Raw genomic sequence first — 16,979 nt, 5'->3', positions numbered from 1 at the left:
GCTTATTTCACGGCCGGCGCGGCGCCTGTCGTCTGCGCCGGCTTGAACAGGTGGCTGATGCCCATGGTCAGCAGCGGACCGGCCAGCGCCAGGTAGGAACTGTCCACGCCGTACGGATTGCCAGCCAGGAACCAGCCAATCGTGGCGATCACCGAGACGATCACGCCGACAAAGGCGCCGCGCGGCGTGCCGAATTTCGGCGCATAGAAGGCCATCAGCACCAGCACGGCCAGGGTGGCGCGCAGGGCCTTGCCCAGGAAGGCGATCATCAGCAGTTTTTCCGCATACAGCGCCAGCACCAGCGGCAGCAGGCCGGCCACGACGATGGCGATGCGCAGGAACATCAGCGATTTCGCGTCGTTCTTCGCCTTGTTATACCAGGGATCATAAAAATCCTTCATGGCCAGGGTGGCCGATGCCAGGGTGGTGGCGGAAATACCGCCGAACAGGGCGCCGGCCAGGCCGACGATCATGATGCTGGCGGAAAATGCCGGCATGTGGGCGATCATCGTGGGAAACGCGTCGATCGACTTCATGCCCGGATACAGCACGGCGCTGCACATGCCGATCAGGGCCGCCATCAGGCCGAACGGGATCATCAGCGACGACACGTAATAGCAGGCGCGCTTGGCCACGGCCGGATTGTCCGTGCTGACCAGCGCCTGGATCACGTATTGCGTGGCGAAGATGGAACCGATGCCGCCGATCATCCAGGCGATGATCTGGCCCCAGCCGATCTCGACCCAGTTGAACATCTTGGCCGGCAGCTGCGCCTGCAACGCGCCGATGCCGCCCGTTGCTTCCAGCGCATACGCCAGCGCCAGGATCACGCCCAGGTATTTGACGATGGAGTGGGCGAAATTGGTGTACACGACCGAGCGCATGCCGCCCAGGCTGACATAGATCACGGTGATGGCGCCGACCAGCAAAATGGCGACCGTCTTGTTGATGTGCAGCACGGCCGCCAGCACGGCGCCGCCGCTCGCATACAGGGCCACGGCAACGATGCTCAGCGCGACGATGGTAAGGATGGACGCCGCATAGCGCACGGGCTCGCCATACGTTTGCGCGAGGATACCGGAAATCGTCGACTGCCCGCTTTCCTTGTATTTTTTCACCAGCACGATGGCCAGCAGGAAAAAGCCCAGCGACAGCGCCACCAGATTCCAGGCGGCGGAAATGCCCAGTTCATAGCCCTTCTGGGCCGTGCCGATGCTGACGGAACTGCCGATGAATTCCGACAGCAGCAAGGCGCCGATCAGGAAGGCGGGATAATTGCGCCCGCCCGCCGTCATGCCCTCGGCACTGTTGGCATGCTTGCGCACGCTATAGGTAATGTACGACATGAGGGCGAAATAGCCCACCGTGACCGCGGCGATGATGATCAATCTGTTTTCCATCCGTCTACTCCAAGTCTGCTTTTCTTATTATTATTTTTCAAGAAAGCTTCCCCTGCCGCATGCCGCATGCCAGTCTTGCCGGCGACGCTGCTCAGAGGAAAACCACATTCCCGCCGTACCGATACGGTACAGCAAGCCTCACACTAAAAAAGTCCGCAACTGTTCTGTAAACAAGTCCGCCGCTTCGATATTCGAGATATGCGAAGCGGGCAGGCTGGCCAGGCGGGAACCTGCGATCTGCTGCTGCAGCCAGCGCCCGTCGTCGATGGTGGTCACGGGATCGTACTCGCCCGCGATGATCAGGGTCGGCACGGCGATCGTGCCGACGGCGTCGTGCAAGTCCGTCTGGGCCAGCACGTCGCAGCAGGCTGCATAGCCGCCGGCATCCTGACTCAGCAAAATGCCGGCCAGGCGCGCCACCGTGTACGCTTCGCGTTCGATGAACTGTGGCGTGAACCAGCGCGCGGCCGCGCTCTCGGCCACCGCAGCCATGCCGTCGCGGCGCACCTGCTCCGCCCGCAACTGCCACGGCGCGGCGCCGCCGATGCGCGCCGCCGTATTCGCCAGCACAAGGTGCGTCAAGCGCCGCGGCTGGTGTATGCCCAGCCACTGGCCCGTCAAGCCGCCCATGGAAATGCCGCAGAAGGCGGCGCGTTCGATATCGAGATGGTCGAGCAGCGCCACCACATCCTGCCCCAGCCGCTCGATGCCGAACGGCGCGCCGCCGCTGGCCGACTGGCCATGGCCGCGTGTATCGTAGCGCACGACAAAAAAGTCGTCGCTCAGCGCGGCCGCCTGCGCCTCCCACATGGACAGGTCCGTGCCGAGGGAATTCGACAGGACCAGGCAAGGCTTGCGGCGCTCGCCATCCGTGCGGTAATGCAAGCGAATACCGTCCACCGCGCACGTTTTCCCGACAGTGTCGTTGCCTATCTGCGTCATTAGATGTCTCCTCAGGAATCGTCGTCGCGCACGGACGAGGGATGGCGGCACAGCGGCATCACGTCGATCTGCATGTAGGGGAACAAAGGCAGGGAAGTGAGCAAGTTGTGCAGCTCGTCCACGCTGTCCATGTCGAAGACGCTGACGTTGGCGTACTGACCGGCGATGCGCCACAGGTGGCGCCACTTGCCCTCGTGCTGCAGGCGCTGCGCCAGTGCCTTTTCCGTTTGCTTGAGCTGCGCCGCCTGCTCGGCGGGCATGCTCAATGGCAGGTTCACGTTCATGCGTACATGGAATAACATGGTTTCTCCTTAAGATTTTTATAGGCACTTACAACGCCTAACAAAACCGTAGCGAGCGGAAGAGAGTTGCGGTCGAGAAGCGCAACTGTACGAAGGTACAGTGAGCATCGCAGACCGTAAATCACGACGCGCAGTAGGTTTTGATAGGCGTCCTCAGACGCGCTGCATGGCGCGTAGCTTGTCCATATCGATCTCGACGCCCAGGCCCGGCCCTGTCGGCACCTGCAGCATGAAGTCGCGGTACACGAGCGGCTCGCGCAAGACTTCCTGCGTCAGCAGCAGTGGCCCGAACAGCTCCGTGCCCCAGGCCAGTTCCGCGAACGTGGAGCACACGTGGGCCGTGGCGGCCGTGCCGACGCCGCCTTCGAGCATGGTGCCGCCGTACAGGCCCACGCCCGCCAGGCGCGCCACGGTGGCTACTTCCAGCGCCGGCAGCAAGCCGCCCGACTGGGTGATTTTCACGGCAAACACGTCGGCCGCATCGGCCTGCGCCAGCGCCAGCGCATCGGCGGGGCCATGCAAGGCTTCATCGGCCATGATGGCCACGTCGAAGCGCTGCTTCAGGCGCGCCAGCGCGGCGCGGTTGCCCGCCTTGACTGGTTGTTCGATCAGGTCGATGCCGCCCGCTTCCAGCGCGGCGATGCCGCGCACGGCGTCCGTCTCGCTCCAGGCCTGGTTGACGTCGACGCGCACGCTGGCCCGTTCGCCCAGCGCACGCTTGATCTCCAGCACATGGGCCACGTCATCCATCACGTCGCGCAGGCCGATCTTCAGCTTGAAGATGCGGTGACGGCGCAGTTCCAGCATTTTTTCGCCTTCGGCGATATCGCGCGCCGTGTCGCCGCTGGCCAGCACCCAGGCCACGGGCAGCGCATCGCGCACGCGCCCGCCCAGCAATTCCGACAGCGGCACGTTCAGGCGGCGCGCCTGCGCGTCCAGCAGGGCCGTTTCGATCGCGCACTTGGCGAAGCGGTTGCCCTGGATGACCTTGCGCACCCTGGCCATGGCCTTGGCCACCTCGCTCGCTTCCATGCCGACCAGCAGCGGCGCGATATAGGTGTCGATATTCGTCTTGATGCTTTCCGGGCTTTCGCCGCCGTAGCCCAAGCCGCCGATGGTGGTCGCCTCGCCCCAGCCCGTGATGCCGTCGGCGCAGCGCAGGCGCACCAGCACCAGGGTTTGCGTATTCATGGTGGCGACGGACATGCGGTGCGGGCGAATGGTTGGCACATCGACCAGGTAGGTCTCGATATTTTGAATCATATTTATTCCGTATAATTCTGTGGAGTGGTGACACGATATGCCCCGAATCTCCCCACGTCCAACACCGAGTTGGTATCAAACCTATACCTGAAAGGTATGAAGATGGAATTACGGCACTTGCGCTACTTCGTTGCGGTCGCAGAGGAAAGGAACTTCACGCGGGCCGCCGCGCGCCTACACATCGCGCAGCCGCCGCTGAGCCGGCAGATGCAGCAGCTGGAAGAAATCCTGGGCGTGGCACTGATCGAAAAAGGGTCACGGCCCTTGCGGCTGACGGAAGCGGGCGAGTTTTTCCTCGCCCATGCGCGGCCACTGCTCGACCAGGTGCGCGACCTGCAGGCGATGACGCAGCGTGTCGGCAAGCTGGAACGCACGCTGTCGATCGGCTTTGTCGCCTCGACCCTGTATGGGGAATTGCCCGACATCGTGCACCGCTTTTGCGAACGTCATCCCGAGGTCGACGTGAGCCTGCATGAAATGACGACGGTGCAGCAGTTGAAGGCCCTGAAGGAAGGCCGCATCGACGTGGGATTCGGACGATTGAAAAGCGAGGACCCCAGCATCCGCCGCATCCTGCTGCGCGAAGAGCGCTTGGTGGTGGCCCTGCCGCCGGGCCACCGGCTGGCCAAGGGGGAAGGCGGATTGCGCCTGACTGACCTGGTCCACGAAACCCTGCTCGTGTATCCGAAAGCGCCCCGCCCCAGCTTTGCCGACCAGGTGCTGGCCATGTTCAGCGAAGGCAATGTCACGCCCGGCCCCGTCACGGAAGTGCGTGAGCTGCAGATTTCCATGGGACTGGTGGCGGCCGGCCAGGGCATCTCCATCGTGCCGGAAAGCGTGCAGGCCATGCATCACCGGAACGTCGTGTACCGCAAGCTGGACGACAAGCACGCGTTCTCGCCCATTTTATTCAGCATGCGGCATATGGACCGCTCGCCCGAACTGGAAAACCTCCTCGCTGCCGTGTACTCGATCTACGATGAACACGGCATCGCGCACGTCAAGGAAAGCCTGTAGCCGTCACTACGCGGCGTCGGCCAGCAATGCCGGGCGCAGCGCACGAATGCGCAGTTCCGTGAAATAGCCGCCCGCTTCGTTGTAGCGCAGGTAGTGGCGGCCGCAGTTCAGGCAGCGGGCCACCTGACTCAGGTTCGCGGGATAGTAGCGCGGAGCGATGGGCGCGTCCACGCTGTCATAGCGCGTGCCATGCGGGTGGTATTCGGCAAACGTCGGTTCTTCGTACGGGTCTTCGCGCAAGGTGCCGATTTCTTCAAAGCGGTCCAGCTCCAGCGAAGTGGGAAGGCGCTGCCATGCATCCAGCGGGACGGCGCAGCAGCTGCATTTTTTGGTCACCAGCGCCGACGCGGCGGCCAGTGCGGACAAGGCGGGAAAGTCGATGAATACCATGTTCAGCCGTTACAAGGGGGCGGCCCATGGCAACGAGCCTGGCCGCACCCCTTATTCTAGCGCAGTCGCATCCTGCCGATACGCGCACCGCATTTCGCCAGGAGCAGCTCCAGCAACAACAGCATGGCGCCGGAAACGAGCAGCAGCGGCATCAGCGCACACATGACGGCCGCCGCCAGCCAGGCCAGCGCGGAAGGCGAGCTCCAGGCGCCCGGCAGCAGCCTGGGCAAACCCAGCGAGCCTGGCAAGCGCCGCTTGAAAAACATCACCCAGCCCGACACCAGCGAGAACAGCACGCTGGCGCCGAACAGCAGCAGCAAGGCCTGGTTCCACCAGCCGAATTCGCCGCGGTGAAATGGAATGCCGATGGCCGTGGCCTTGCCGAACGCCGTCTGCGCTTCCCAGCCCGCATAGTACAAAGGCTTGCCGCTGTAGGCATCGAATTGCAGATCAAAGCGCAAGGTGGGCTGGCTGCGGTCGGCCATGGTGACGCGCCACACATCGTCCTGGCTGGCCGGCGCCGTCAATTGCACGGCGATGGCGGGCGCATGGCTGCGCGCCACCTGCCACGCATCCTGCCAGTCGAGCGGAGCACCCGCCTCGGTCGAATGCAGGCTGCGCGGCACGGGCGGCGGCGCCTGGCCGCTGACATCGCGCAGCGCGCGGATGCGCCCGCCCGCCTGCTGGCTCCACGTCAGCCCTGTCGTCAGGATCACGGCGCTGACGATGCCGAGCGCCACGCCAAGAAAAGCATGCCACTGGCGCCAGCCATTGCGGCCCCGCGCGCCCCGCTTCGGCAAGCCCGATTGCGCGCCGCGCGGCCACCACAGGGCCACACCCGTCACCAGCATCACCATCAGCCAGCTGGCCGCCAGCTCGATCATCCAGCGCCAGCCATCATTCTGCAGCAGGCGCGAATGCAGCTTTTTCGCCCAGTTGCCAAAGCGCTCGCTGCTGGCCAGGCTGCCCAGCACGCGCGCGTCATACGGATTCACATACACGATGATGGCTTGCGCGGGCAGGCCAAACTTCGGCTTGGCCGGCGCGGCATGTCCGCCATGGCCCGCATGTTCATCCTGCGCGCCGCCGGGCGGCGCAAAAGCCACCTGCACCGCGTCATCCGGTTGAAACGGCGGCACCACGTGCTGCACCGTCCAGCCGCGCGACGCGGCCCGTTCGGCCGCCGTCACGGCGGCGTCCAGCGGCAGCATCGAGTCCTGCGGCGCCACATGATCGAGGTGCTGGTACAGCCTGGCCTCGATCTGCGGCGTGAACACATACAACATGCCCGTCAGGGTGGCCACCAGGGCAAACGGCGAGGCGATCAGCGCGGCCCAGAAGTGGATGCGCCAGTACAGGCTTTTACGCCGCGCGATGAGAAAGGTGAAATCGTCCATGGCCATCCTCACAGTGCGTTGAAGGTATAGCCCAGGCCCAGCATCACGCTGCGCGGCGCGCCGGGCGTGTACTGGTTCTGCGTATTGGCCGCGTAGCTGCCCGTGCCCGCGTAACTGCTGCTGGCCGAATCGGCATAGCGTTTATCTGCCAGGTTGCGCACCTGCGCCCACGCTTCCAGCCCGCGCGCGAGCTGGTAGCTGGCGCGCACATTCAGCAGTGCATGGCCCTTGTATTCCACCGTGTTGGCGTTGTTCATCCAGTAGCGGCCCTGGTGCACGGCTTCAAGTGCGATACGCGCGCCGGCCACGGGCTTGTAGCCGATCTCGATCGACGTGATGTCGCGCGGCGCCTGCGGCATGGCGCGGCCGCTGTAATCGAGAGTGGCAGATACCTGGTAGCGCAGGTAGCGGTGGCGCGCAATGGCCGTGGCGAAGCGCGCGTCGAACGGGCCGCTGTCGTAGTTCAGGCCCAGCTCCAGCCCTTCGCTGCGCGTGCGGCCCGCATTGCGGTTTTCGCTGTTGCCTGGCGAGACCGTATAGCTGACGATGGTGTCGCGCCCGTCAAGCCGGTACAGGGCCGTGTCGAGTTTCAAACGACCCTGCAGGAAAGCCCAGCGCAAGCCCAGCTCATAGTTGTTGTAGACGGACGGCTGCAGGTCGGCGATGCCCGTCTTGCCATACAGCTGGCTCACTTCGGGCGGCGTAAAGCCCTGGCTGACGTTTGCATACGCGCTACCCGCAGGACCGATGGCGTAGGTGGCGCCCAGCTTCGGGCTCACATGCGAAAAGCTGCGCGACTCGTCGGGCGCGCCGTAATTGACGCTGCCGCCCGGCGCCAGATGATTATGGTAGTCGTAGCGGATGGCGTCCGAGCGGCCGCCCAGCACCACGCGCGTGCCAGGCAGCGGAGAGAACTCCCATTGCGCGAAGACGGCCGTGTTGAGGATGTCCGTCTGGTAGTCGCGCACGCCCTGCGGATTGCTGGCATTGGCCAGCGAATAGCGCAGGTAGCGGCCTGTGGCCGCATCGCGCACGATGGACAGGTTGTCGCTGACGAAGGGATTGTCGCTCTTGTCCACATAAACACCGGCGATCAGGCGCGAACGCAGCCACGCGAATTCCTGCTGGTGCTTCACGTCCAGCCCCAGCGAATCGACGTGGTTGTTGTTGATGACGCCCTTGCACAGCATGCCCGCGCAACTGCCTATGGAATACGCGGGAATCTGCCCATGGTCGTTCTTGCGCGTAAACACGGTGACGGTGCTCGTGCCATTGGCCGTCGTCGCGCCCTCCCACGCCAGATTCATGCGCGTCGTCTTGTCCTTGCGGTAGGTGAACGTGTTCAGGCTCTTGCCGCGATTATTGCGGTAATCGTTTTCGAACAGGCTGCCCGTCATGGCCGCATCGAGATCCGTGTGGACGATGGTGGCGCGCAGCTGCGACGTGGGACTGAGCGCATAGTCGGCGCGCAGCGAGAACGAATCCTTGTCGCCATAGCTGTACTCTTGCCAGTTGTCGCGCGAACGGCGCGAACTATAATGAGAAAAGCGCAGTCCCAGCGGGCCCCAGGTATCGCTGGCGGACGTATCGTAGCGGGTAAAGCCAGCCACGCCGTCGCGCCGCACGCCCACCTTGGCCGTCGGCGTGGCGCTGGCGCCGGCCGTCAGGAAATTGACGGCGCCGCCCACCGCATTGCTGCCATACAGCGAAGAAGCGGCGCCCTTCACCACTTCCACACCGCTGGCCCCCGCCATGTTCATTTCATTGAGCGAGTTATGGTTAAAGACGCCCAGCGGACGGATGGGGATGCCGTCTTCCAGGTACTGGTAGACGGCATTCGTGCCGATGGGCTGGCGGATGCTCATGCTGTGCTGCTCGTTGCCCAGGTCATTCCAGTACACGCCGGCGATGCGGTTGAGGATATCGCCCATGGTCTTGGGCTTGTCACGCTCCAGGGTTTTGGCGTTGACGACACCGATGGCCTGCGGCGTCTCGGACAGCCATGATTGCGCGCGCGAGCCGGAAACGACGACGGTGTCGATGGCGTGGTCGGTTTGCTCAGGTTGCTGCGCCTGCGCGCAAGGGTAAGCCACGGTGATGACGACGGCCAACACCAATAATGTCTTGTTCATGTGATTCTCGTATAAGTGTGCGGATGCGGCGCGTCACACCGCAAGGTGGACAGCGCCAGCATTGGAAAGGCAAAAACTTAAACGAGGGCGGGCGGCGCGCGCGATTGCGCGGTGGACCAGATGAACAGCGGGGATGGGGACTGGTAGTACAGGGCCGGGAAAATGGCCGTGCCGCTGGCCACAGGCAGCGGCAGCACGGGGTTCGTCGGCGGCAGGCCGACGGAACCCGCATGCGTGGAACAGAAGGCGCAATGCTCCATCTGCATGGCCTTGCCGCCGGATTTTTCGTCGGCAGCGCCGTCATCATCGGCCTGCACAAGCTGGACGAAGCGGATGCCGGCCACCGAGCAGATTTCGGCCCAGCCGGAGCCGGACTCCTGCTTGGCGTTGGCGACGGCCTGGGAAATCGATGGCGCGAGCGCCGCCAGCAGGATCGCGAAACAGGCGATCCAGGCGGCGAAGCGGCGCGTGAACAAGGTCATTCCCATGGCCGCATTTTACCAGCGGCCGCCGGGACTGGGTAGCGCAATGCCGCTCAGGCGGCCGGGCAGGCGGCGTTGCCGTTGTCAAAAGCGCGCACGACACTTGCCGCATCGGCGGCGATGCGGTTCACGGCGCGGCGATGGCCAAGCACCAGTTCATCGTAGCCGGCGCCCACCTTTTCATTGGCGATCGTGCGGCACGTCACCACCTTGCTGGTGGCCAGCTGGCGCACGCTCCACACGGCGTCGATCAGCGCATACTGGCCCATCACCGACTCGAAACGCTGCACATTGGTGCTGATGCGGTACACGGGCAAGTTGTCCGGATGCGGCGTGCGGAACACATCGATGGCGCCCAGGTCGTTCGTCACGGCCGTCGACAGGGCCTGGCCGATTTCGCCGGCCAGCGGCCCGGCCCAGCGCTGCTGCTCCAGCAATTCGATGCGGCCCGACGGCGCCGTCACAACAAACTGGTTGCGGCTCACCTGCTGCGGCACGCTGACGGCCAGCACCTCGACATAGTATTTGACGGGCTTGGCCGGCTGCGCATCGGCGCCGCCGCTGAGCGTATAGAAATGCTCGGGCTGGGGCGTGGAGCAGGCGCCCAGCAGGCTGGCCGCCAGCAGCGCGGAAAAAATTGGTTTCATCATTTTTTTTCATCTCCTTTTTTACCGCGGATCAGGGACTCGGGATGACGTTCCAGGTAATCCGACAAGGCATTGAGCGATTGCAGGGTTTGCGTCAGCTGCTGCAAGGCCTGGCGCACGTCCGACTGCAGCGGCGAATCCTTCTGCAGCACCTGTTCGGCCGAACCGAAGGTCTGTTTCGCCGCCGTCAGGGTATCGCGCATTTCCGGCACCACCTGGCCATCGAGCTGCTTGAACAGGGTATTGGCCTGCTTGATGGTGGCATTCAGGTTGTTGCCGATCTCCGCATACGGCACCTGATCGAGCTTGCGGGCGATGCTGGCGATCTGCGTCTGCAGTTCATCGAGGGTATTGGGCACGGTAGGCACTTCCAGCGGATACCTGTTCGGATCGAGCGCCACCTTCGGCGCTTTCGGGAAGAAGTCGAGCGCGATGTACAGCTGGCTGGTGAGCAAGTTGCCCGTGCGTAGCTGCGCGCGCAAGCCGCGGCTGACCATGCGTTCGAGCAGCTGGTGCCCGGCCGAGCCTTCCTCATCGTCGACGGCGGCCTTGAAGCGCATGCCCAGACGGGCCGGGTACAGGTTGACGGTGACGGGCATGCGGAAGTTCTTCTTCACGGGATCGAACTCGATGCCGACCGAACGCACCTCGCCCAGCACGATGCCGCGGAAGTCCACCGTGGCGCCAGGCTGCAAGCCGCGCAGCGACTGGTCGAAATAGAATACGGTGGTGATCGCCTCGCCATCGGGTTCGCGCATGGCGCTGGCCTCGTCGGCCGCCAGGCGGAAATTGGTATTGGCCGGCGCCGGCTCTTCGGGCTTGCGGCCATTTTCCGCCTCGAAGGCGATGCCGCCCACCAGCATGGCGGCCAGCGATTGCGTATTCAGTTTGAAGCCGTTGGAATCCAAGCGCACGTCGACGCCGCTGGCATGCCACCAGCGCGCGTTCTTGCCGACGAACTGGTCGTACGGCGCATTCACGAAAACGGACATGGTGATGCCGTTGCCATCCTTGTCCAGCGCGAAGCTGACCACCTTACCCACGCGCAGGCGATGGAAGAACAGGGGCGAACCCACGTCGACGGAACCGAGGCTGTCCGCATGCAGGGTGTACAGCTTGCCCTTCTGGTCACCGGCCACGGCGGGCGGGCTCTCCATGCCGATGAAGTTTTCCTTTTTGGCTTCCGACTTGCCCGTATCGACTCCGATGTAGGCGCCCGACAGCAAGGTGCCCAGTCCCGTCACGCCGCTGGCGCCGATCTGCGGGCGCACTACCCAGAAGCGCGAATCGGCGGTGGCGAAGCGGCGCGCTTCCTTGCTCATGTCGATCGTCACCAGCACCTTGCTCAAGTCCTCGCCCAGGGTGATGGCGCGCACCTGGCCGATATCGACATCCTTGTACTTGACCTTGGTCTTGCCCGGCTCCAGGCCTTCGGCACTCTTGAAGCTGACCGTCACCGTGGGTCCCTGGTCGAGGATGGACTTGGCGGCCAGGCCGGCGCCGATCAGCGCGGCCAGCAGCGGAATGAGCCACACCAGCGACGGCAGCCAGCGGCTGGCCGGATCCACGTCGGGTTCGGGCAGAGGCCGCGCGCCGGTTTCGGCAAGGTCGCCCGTTTCGTTGTCAGCCATGCTGTTCTCCAATCACTGTATTGTCTCCGGTATTTTCTGCGCTGCTGCGTTTTTCATCCTCGGCCGCCTTGTCGTCGACGGGGTCCCAGATCAGGCGCGGGTCGAACTGCATCGCCGCCAGCATGGTCAGCACCACCACGGCGCCAAAGGCCAGCGCGCCGGGTCCGGCCGTGATCACGGCCAGCGACTTGAAGCGCACCAGCGCCACCGTCAGGGTGACGACAAAGATGTCGAGCATGGACCAGCGGCCGATGAATTCGACCATGCGGTACAAAATGGTGCGCTGGCGCGGCCGCCAGCGCGAACGCCGCTGCGCCGTGAACGCCAGCAGCGCCAGCACGCCCAGCTTCAGCATCGGCACGACCACGCTGGCGATGAAAATGATGATGGCCAGGCCCTTCGAGCCGCTGGTCCAGAACAGCACGACGCCGCTCATGATGGTGTCGTCCTGCGCGCCGAACAGCGATTGCGTCACCATCACGGGCAGCAGGTTGGCGGGAATGTAGAGGATCATGGCGGCGATCAGCAAGGCCCAGGTGCGGTTGATGCTGTCCGGCTTGCGCACGTGCAGGGCCGTGCCGCAGCGCACGCACGCCAGGTGTTTGCCCTTGCCCAGCGGCGGCGCCACCAGGCCGCAGGCATGGCAGGGCAAGACCTTCTCGCCCGGTGCGAAGGCCTTGTAGCGGATGCCGGGCAGCGCCTGGCGGGTCAGGTCGTCGCCCAGGTTCCACAGGGCCTTGGGGTCGAACGAGACGACGATGGCCAGCATCAGGGTCAGCGCGCCAAACGCGAACAGCCCCGGTTGCGGCAGCACCGTGGCCAGGCTGGTCATCTTGACGACGGTGATCAGGATGCCGATCATCAGCACCTCCGTCATGCCCCATTCGCGCGCCGTCTGCACGGCGCGCAGCACGCGGTTAAAGCCCGGCACCTTGACGCCGCCGCGCAAGCCCAGCGCCACATACAGCAGCGAACCGAGTTCGATGGCGGGAAAGAGTATGGTAAACAGGAAGACCATCGTCGCCACGATGTGCATTTGCTCGGACCACAGCACGCGGATGGAACCGAGCAGGGTGGCGCTGGAGGTCAGGCCATTGACGTCGAGTTCGACGATGGGGAAAAACTGGGCGATCAGGAAGACGAAGGCGGCGCCCAGGGTGAGCGCCACCACCTTGCTCAATTCGGCCGATGCGCCGCGCGCGTGGGCGCCGCGATACAACACCGAGCGGCAACGGATGCAGCGCGCCTTTTCGCGTGGACGCAGCGGACGTTTGCGGTACAACACGCCGCAGTCATGACAGCTAATCAGGTCGTATCGGTGCACAGTGTGAAGTTTGCCGGCGCCTGAAGCGCGACTTTCCCATGTTAATGCCAGCCATCATGACAGAGTTGGCATTTTCCTGCACTACGGTATTACTCTTTTCCACTCCCCCGCAACAGCGCCTCCACGGCGCGGCCGATTTGCAGCACCTGATCGTCGGCGCCGGCCAGGCCGCAAATGCCCAGCCCCACGGGCAGCTCACCCTCTGCATGGCATGGCAAGGACAGCGCGCAGCCATCGAGGAAGTTGATCACGCTGGCGTTGCGCAGCACCAGACCGTTCGTGGCAAAGAAGGTGGCATCATCCGCTTCCAGCGGCGCGACCTGCGGCGCGAGTACGGCTACGCTGGGCATCAGCCAGGCGTCGAATGGCGCCAGGCGCTGCTTCGCGATGGCGATCAGGCGCGCACGCGCATCGAGCAAATCGATGTAGTCCGCTGCACCCTGCTGCTGGCCGCGGCGGATGCGCGCCGCCACGCGCTGGTCGTATTGCGCACCCGTCTCTTCCAGCAGCGCCCTGTGCCAGTGCCAGGCTTCCGCCGCCACCAGGCCGCCACCGCCATTGATCGTCGGTAGCTCCAGCAATTCCGGGAAGTCGAACTGCTCGACCAGGGCACCGGCCGCGCGCAGCTTGTCCAGCGCACGGTCGAATGCCTGCTGTACCTGCGGCTCGACATGGGTACCCACGTAGTCCAGGGTAAAGCCGAAACGCAGTCCTTTCAACGCTGGCGTACCATCGGCAAGCTTGCGGCCCGACAGCGCCGCGTACAGCACCGCGCAGCAGTCGACGCTGTGGGCGATGGGGCCGGCCGAATCGAGGGAGCGCGACAGGGGCACTGTGCCAGCCAGCGGCACGGAAGCGGCCGTCGGCTTGAAGCCCGTCAAGCCGCAAAAGGCGGACGGAATGCGGATCGAGCCGCCCGTGTCCGTGCCCAGCGCGCCGGCCGCCATGTCCAGCGCCACTGTCACGGCGCCGCCCGAGGTGGAGCCGCCCGCCACACGTTCATGGTCCAGCGGATTGCGCGGCGTGCCGTAATGGGGATTGAGGCCCAGGCCGGAAAACGCGAATTCGCTCATGTTGGTGCGGCCCAGCAGGACGGCGCCGGCCGCGCGCAGGCGCGCCACGGCAAGCGCATCGGCCACGGCGGGCGGCACGTCGGCCAGCGCCAGCGAGGCGGCGCTGCTGGTTTGCCCTTTGACGTCGAACAGGTCCTTGATGGAAATGGGCACGCCGGCCAAGGGCGAGGCAACGATGCCGGCGGCGCGCGCCGCATCGCTGGCCCGCGCTTCCATCAGCGCCTGTTCGCCATCGAGGCTGACATACGCATGGCCGCCCTGCGCCCGGTGCGCCTCGGCGCGCATCAGCATCTGCTGTGTCAATGCCACGCTGGTGATGCGGCCAGCGGCCAGGTCGGCCGCCAGTTCCCTTATCGTCCTCTTGCCAGTCACATCCATGCTGCCTCCGCGATTGTCCAGGCATGCATCTTACCGGATGCATGCGGCATAGTCGCCGCCCTGTCAAGCGCCCAGGAAGTCGAGCAGGGTCAGGGCAACGATCTTGCTGGCCTTGCGCAAATCGTCGAGCGCCAGGCGCTCGTCGGCCTTCTTCGCATTCGATTCGGGCACCGTGCGCGGGCCGGCGCCATACAGCACGGCGGGGATGCCCCGCTCGCCATACAGGCGCGCATCGGCATACAGCGGCGTGCCGACGGCGGGAATCGTCTCGCCCAGAATCGCTTGCGCGTTTTTCTGCAAGCTGCCAACCAGCTGCTCGGAACCAGGCAAGGGGCGCAGCGCATGCGACAGCAGCAGGCGGCGGATCTCGATGCGGATGCCAGGTTCGCCGCGCACGGCATTCTCGATCAGCGCGCGCACCTGCGCCTCCACCGCCACCGGGTCTTCTTCCGGGATCATGCGGCGGTCCATCTTCATGACGACCTTGCCCGGCACCACATTGGTATTCGTGCCGCCGTCAATACGGCCCACGAGCATGGTGGGCGAGTCGATGCCGGCCACTTTGGACTTGATCTTTTTCAGCTCCGGCAACTGGCCATAGATGGCGTTGAGGATCTTGTTGGCCGCCTGCAGCGCATCGTGCCCCGTCTCCGGCATGGAGCCGTGGCCCGACTTGCCGTGCACGGTGATTTCCAGCTGCAGGCAGGCGTTGTGCGCCGTGACGATGCCGTAGCTGAAACCGGCGGCGATGACGAAATCGGGCTTCGTCAGTTGCTGTTCCAGCAGCCAGCCCGGCCCCAGCAAGCCGCCGAATTCCTCGTCGTACGTAAAATGCAGTTCCAGCTGGCCTTTGAGCGGAATGCCCAGGGCTTCGAGCGCGCGCGCGGCAAACAGATAGGTGGCGAAATCGCCTTTTGAGACGGCCGTCGCGCGGCCATACATATAGCCGCCGTCGATCTGGCCGCCATATGGCGGATACGTCCAGTTGTCGCCGGGCGGCACCACGTCGCCATGCGCATTCAGTGCCACGGTCGGCCCGCCTGCGCCGTAGGGGCGGCGCACGATCAAATTGGTGATGCTCTGCATGCCGTACGCTTCCACCTGGTCGGCAGGGACCGCGTGTTTTTCGGCGTGCCAGCCATATGCCTGCAGCAATTGGGCCACCAGCTCCGCATGGGGCGCGTTGTTGCCGGGCGGCGTATCCGTCGGCTGCTGCACCACCTGCTGTAAAAAGGCGACTTCCTCGTCGAAGTGGTCGTCGATCCAGGCCGTGATTTTTTCTGCGTGCGTCGTCATTTTGCTCCTTGCATGGTCTGTTGCAGCCAGGCGCCCAATTCGCTGCGCTCGGCCTCCGTCATATTCGTCAGGTTCCCGATCGGCATGGCTTTCAGCTCGATGGCCTGCTTGTAAATTTGCGCCGCGTGCTGGCGAATTTGCGTTTCATTATCCAGCATCATGCCAGCCGGCGCCGTGGCGAAACCGGCTTGCGTGGGCTGGGCCGAATGGCAGGTGGCGCAGCGCTGGGCGATGATGGCATGCACGCTCTTGAACTGCGCGGCCGGATCCACCGCCGGCGCGGCCGCCACGGCCACCGGTGCTTTCGGCGCGATGGCGATAGCCACGGCCAGCAGCAAAGCCACGCCGATGGCCGGATAGCGCCACTCGACACGTCCCTTGTGGCGCAGGTTGAAGAAGTGGCGAATGAAGACGCCGGCCGCCATGATCAGGGCCAGCACCAACCACGCGTGATCGTTACGGTAAGTCATCGCATAGTGGTTGCTGATCATGATGAACAGCACCGGTAACGTAAAATAATTGTTATGCACGCTGCGCTGCTTGGCCTTCAAGCCGTGCTTGGGGTCGGGCAGCTTGCCGGCGGCCATGGCTTCGACCATCTTGCGCTGGCCGGGGATGATCAGCATCAGCACATTGGCCACCATGATGGTGCCGATCATGGCGCCCACGTGAATGTAGGCGGCGCGCCCGCTGAGCAAATGCGTGAGCACGTAGGCGGCGCCGACGATCAGCGCGAACACCGTCACGCCGAACCACAGTTCATATTGCGCCAGCTTCGAGCGGCACAGCAGGTCGTACACGGTCCAGCCGATGACGAGGGTGGCGATGCCGATGCCGACGGCCTGGCCGCTGGAGATGTCCGCCACGGCCTTGTCGATCATCATGGCCTGGGCATTGAAGTAATACGCGATGGTCAGCAGCGCGAAACCGGACAGCCACGTGGAATACGCTTCCCACTTGAACCAGTGCAGTTCCTTCGGCAATTCGGCCGGCGCCACCAGGTATTTTTGCGGGTTGTAGAAACCGCCGCCATGCACGGCCCACAGTTCTCCCGACACGCCCTTCTTCGCCAGCTCGGAGCCCGGTGCGGGCGGGCGGATCGAGTTATCGAGCCAGACGAAATAAAAGGAAGCACCGATCCAGGCGATGCCCGTGATGACGTGCAGCCAGCGGACGATCAGGTTCAGCCACTCAAGGCCGTACGGGATCAGGTAGGCGAATACTTCCATAAATTTCCTCTAGTCAGACCGAACCAATATTCGTGCCAATCTACACAAGATAAACGGATTTACCGCCCATCACATG

At 64.3% G+C, this 16,979-nt stretch carries 15 protein-coding genes; 1 reads left to right on the top strand and 14 read right to left on the bottom strand.

Translation table 11 applies throughout. The annotated features are described in order from the left end of the window. Positions 1-2 precede the first annotated feature (2 nt). From P9875_RS06350 to P9875_RS06335, 4 genes are all read right to left on the bottom strand, one after another. Entirely contained in the window at positions 3-1,400 is a 1,398-nt protein-coding gene (locus tag P9875_RS06350) for a sodium:solute symporter family protein (RefSeq protein ID WP_278317870.1), read from the bottom strand. A 138-nt stretch (positions 1,401-1,538) separates the two neighbouring features. Beyond that, positions 1,539-2,342, bottom strand: a complete 804-nt coding sequence (gene pcaD, locus P9875_RS06345) for a 3-oxoadipate enol-lactonase (RefSeq protein WP_278317869.1) — start codon at positions 2,340-2,342, stop codon at positions 1,539-1,541. 11 nt (positions 2,343-2,353) lie between these two features. Beyond that, complete coding sequence (gene catC / locus P9875_RS06340; RefSeq protein WP_278317868.1) at positions 2,354-2,644, bottom strand: muconolactone Delta-isomerase; 291 nt, start codon at positions 2,642-2,644, stop codon at positions 2,354-2,356. Positions 2,645-2,797: 153 nt separating this feature from the next. Continuing rightward, a complete protein-coding gene (locus P9875_RS06335) occupies positions 2,798-3,907 on the bottom strand; it encodes a muconate/chloromuconate family cycloisomerase (RefSeq protein ID WP_278317867.1) in 1,110 nt (369 codons plus the stop codon). Between the two features lie 102 nt (positions 3,908-4,009). Between P9875_RS06335 and P9875_RS06330 the strand changes: the two genes are divergently transcribed. Then, positions 4,010-4,924, top strand: a complete 915-nt coding sequence (locus P9875_RS06330; RefSeq protein ID WP_035828665.1) for a LysR family transcriptional regulator — start codon at positions 4,010-4,012, stop codon at positions 4,922-4,924. Positions 4,925-4,930: 6 nt separating this feature from the next. Here the strand turns inward: P9875_RS06330 and P9875_RS06325 are convergent, their stop codons facing one another. The 10 genes from P9875_RS06325 to P9875_RS06280 form a co-directional block, all read right to left on the bottom strand. After that, the gene (locus P9875_RS06325) at positions 4,931-5,314 is read right to left on the bottom strand and encodes a hypothetical protein (protein ID WP_278317866.1); all 384 of its coding nucleotides are present in this window, start codon (positions 5,312-5,314) and stop codon (positions 4,931-4,933) included. 56 nt (positions 5,315-5,370) lie between these two features. Next, positions 5,371-6,711, bottom strand: a complete 1,341-nt coding sequence (locus P9875_RS06320) for a PepSY-associated TM helix domain-containing protein (RefSeq protein WP_278317865.1) — start codon at positions 6,709-6,711, stop codon at positions 5,371-5,373. A gap of 8 nt (positions 6,712-6,719) precedes the next feature. Next, on the bottom strand, positions 6,720-8,843 hold the full coding sequence (locus tag P9875_RS06315) for a TonB-dependent receptor family protein (protein WP_278317864.1): 2,124 nt from the start codon (positions 8,841-8,843) through the stop codon (positions 6,720-6,722). A 77-nt stretch (positions 8,844-8,920) separates the two neighbouring features. Continuing rightward, positions 8,921-9,331 (bottom strand): DUF2946 domain-containing protein, encoded by a 411-nt coding sequence (locus P9875_RS06310; protein ID WP_233516250.1) that lies wholly within the window; start codon positions 9,329-9,331, stop codon positions 8,921-8,923. A 47-nt stretch (positions 9,332-9,378) separates the two neighbouring features. Next, complete coding sequence (locus P9875_RS06305) at positions 9,379-9,975, bottom strand: PqiC family protein (protein ID WP_035825051.1); 597 nt, start codon at positions 9,973-9,975, stop codon at positions 9,379-9,381. Then, the gene (locus P9875_RS06300) at positions 9,972-11,603 is read right to left on the bottom strand and encodes an intermembrane transport protein PqiB (protein WP_278317863.1); all 1,632 of its coding nucleotides are present in this window, start codon (positions 11,601-11,603) and stop codon (positions 9,972-9,974) included. The genes P9875_RS06305 and P9875_RS06300 overlap by 4 nt, the downstream gene beginning before the upstream one ends. Beyond that, positions 11,596-12,888, bottom strand: coding sequence for a paraquat-inducible protein A (locus P9875_RS06295; RefSeq protein WP_423221819.1), 1,293 nt, complete (start codon positions 12,886-12,888; stop codon positions 11,596-11,598). Before P9875_RS06295 ends, P9875_RS06300 begins: the two co-directional genes overlap by 8 nt. A 128-nt stretch (positions 12,889-13,016) precedes the next feature. Beyond that, on the bottom strand, positions 13,017-14,378 hold the full coding sequence (locus P9875_RS06290) for an amidase (protein WP_278317861.1): 1,362 nt from the start codon (positions 14,376-14,378) through the stop codon (positions 13,017-13,019). 63 nt (positions 14,379-14,441) lie between these two features. Further along, positions 14,442-15,674 carry a M20/M25/M40 family metallo-hydrolase gene (locus P9875_RS06285; protein WP_278317860.1) on the bottom strand — a complete coding sequence of 411 codons (1,233 nt, stop codon included), beginning with the start codon at positions 15,672-15,674 and terminating at the stop codon, positions 14,442-14,444. After that, a complete protein-coding gene (locus tag P9875_RS06280; RefSeq protein WP_278317859.1) occupies positions 15,671-16,903 on the bottom strand; it encodes a urate hydroxylase PuuD in 1,233 nt (410 codons plus the stop codon). The genes P9875_RS06285 and P9875_RS06280 overlap by 4 nt, the downstream gene beginning before the upstream one ends. Positions 16,904-16,979 lie beyond the last annotated feature (76 nt).

The sequence above is a fragment of the Janthinobacterium rivuli genome (assembly GCF_029690045.1).
GTDB lineage: Bacteria > Pseudomonadota > Gammaproteobacteria > Burkholderiales > Burkholderiaceae_D > Janthinobacterium > Janthinobacterium rivuli.
Note: the sequence above shows the minus strand (reverse complement) of the source record. Positions and strands in the feature narration are given on the sequence as shown.

Coding starts and splice junctions, on each gene's coding strand:
- pcaD (WP_278317869.1), bottom strand. CDS start 2,342: ATGACGCAGATAGGCAACGACACTGTCGGGAAAACGTGCGCGGTGGAC.
- catC (WP_278317868.1), bottom strand. CDS start 2,644: ATGTTATTCCATGTACGCATGAACGTGAACCTGCCATTGAGCATGCCC.
- P9875_RS06280 (WP_278317859.1), bottom strand. CDS start 16,903: ATGGAAGTATTCGCCTACCTGATCCCGTACGGCCTTGAGTGGCTGAAC.
- P9875_RS06300 (WP_278317863.1), bottom strand. CDS start 11,603: ATGGCTGACAACGAAACGGGCGACCTTGCCGAAACCGGCGCGCGGCCT.
- P9875_RS06350 (WP_278317870.1), bottom strand. CDS start 1,400: ATGGAAAACAGATTGATCATCATCGCCGCGGTCACGGTGGGCTATTTC.
- P9875_RS06325 (WP_278317866.1), bottom strand. CDS start 5,314: ATGGTATTCATCGACTTTCCCGCCTTGTCCGCACTGGCCGCCGCGTCG.
- P9875_RS06285 (WP_278317860.1), bottom strand. CDS start 15,674: ATGACGACGCACGCAGAAAAAATCACGGCCTGGATCGACGACCACTTC.
- P9875_RS06305 (WP_035825051.1), bottom strand. CDS start 9,975: ATGATGAAACCAATTTTTTCCGCGCTGCTGGCGGCCAGCCTGCTGGGC.
- P9875_RS06310 (WP_233516250.1), bottom strand. CDS start 9,331: ATGGGAATGACCTTGTTCACGCGCCGCTTCGCCGCCTGGATCGCCTGT.
- P9875_RS06315 (WP_278317864.1), bottom strand. CDS start 8,843: ATGAACAAGACATTATTGGTGTTGGCCGTCGTCATCACCGTGGCTTAC.
- P9875_RS06335 (WP_278317867.1), bottom strand. CDS start 3,907: ATGATTCAAAATATCGAGACCTACCTGGTCGATGTGCCAACCATTCGC.
- P9875_RS06320 (WP_278317865.1), bottom strand. CDS start 6,711: ATGGACGATTTCACCTTTCTCATCGCGCGGCGTAAAAGCCTGTACTGG.
- P9875_RS06290 (WP_278317861.1), bottom strand. CDS start 14,378: ATGGATGTGACTGGCAAGAGGACGATAAGGGAACTGGCGGCCGACCTG.
- P9875_RS06330 (WP_035828665.1), top strand. CDS start 4,010: ATGGAATTACGGCACTTGCGCTACTTCGTTGCGGTCGCAGAGGAAAGG.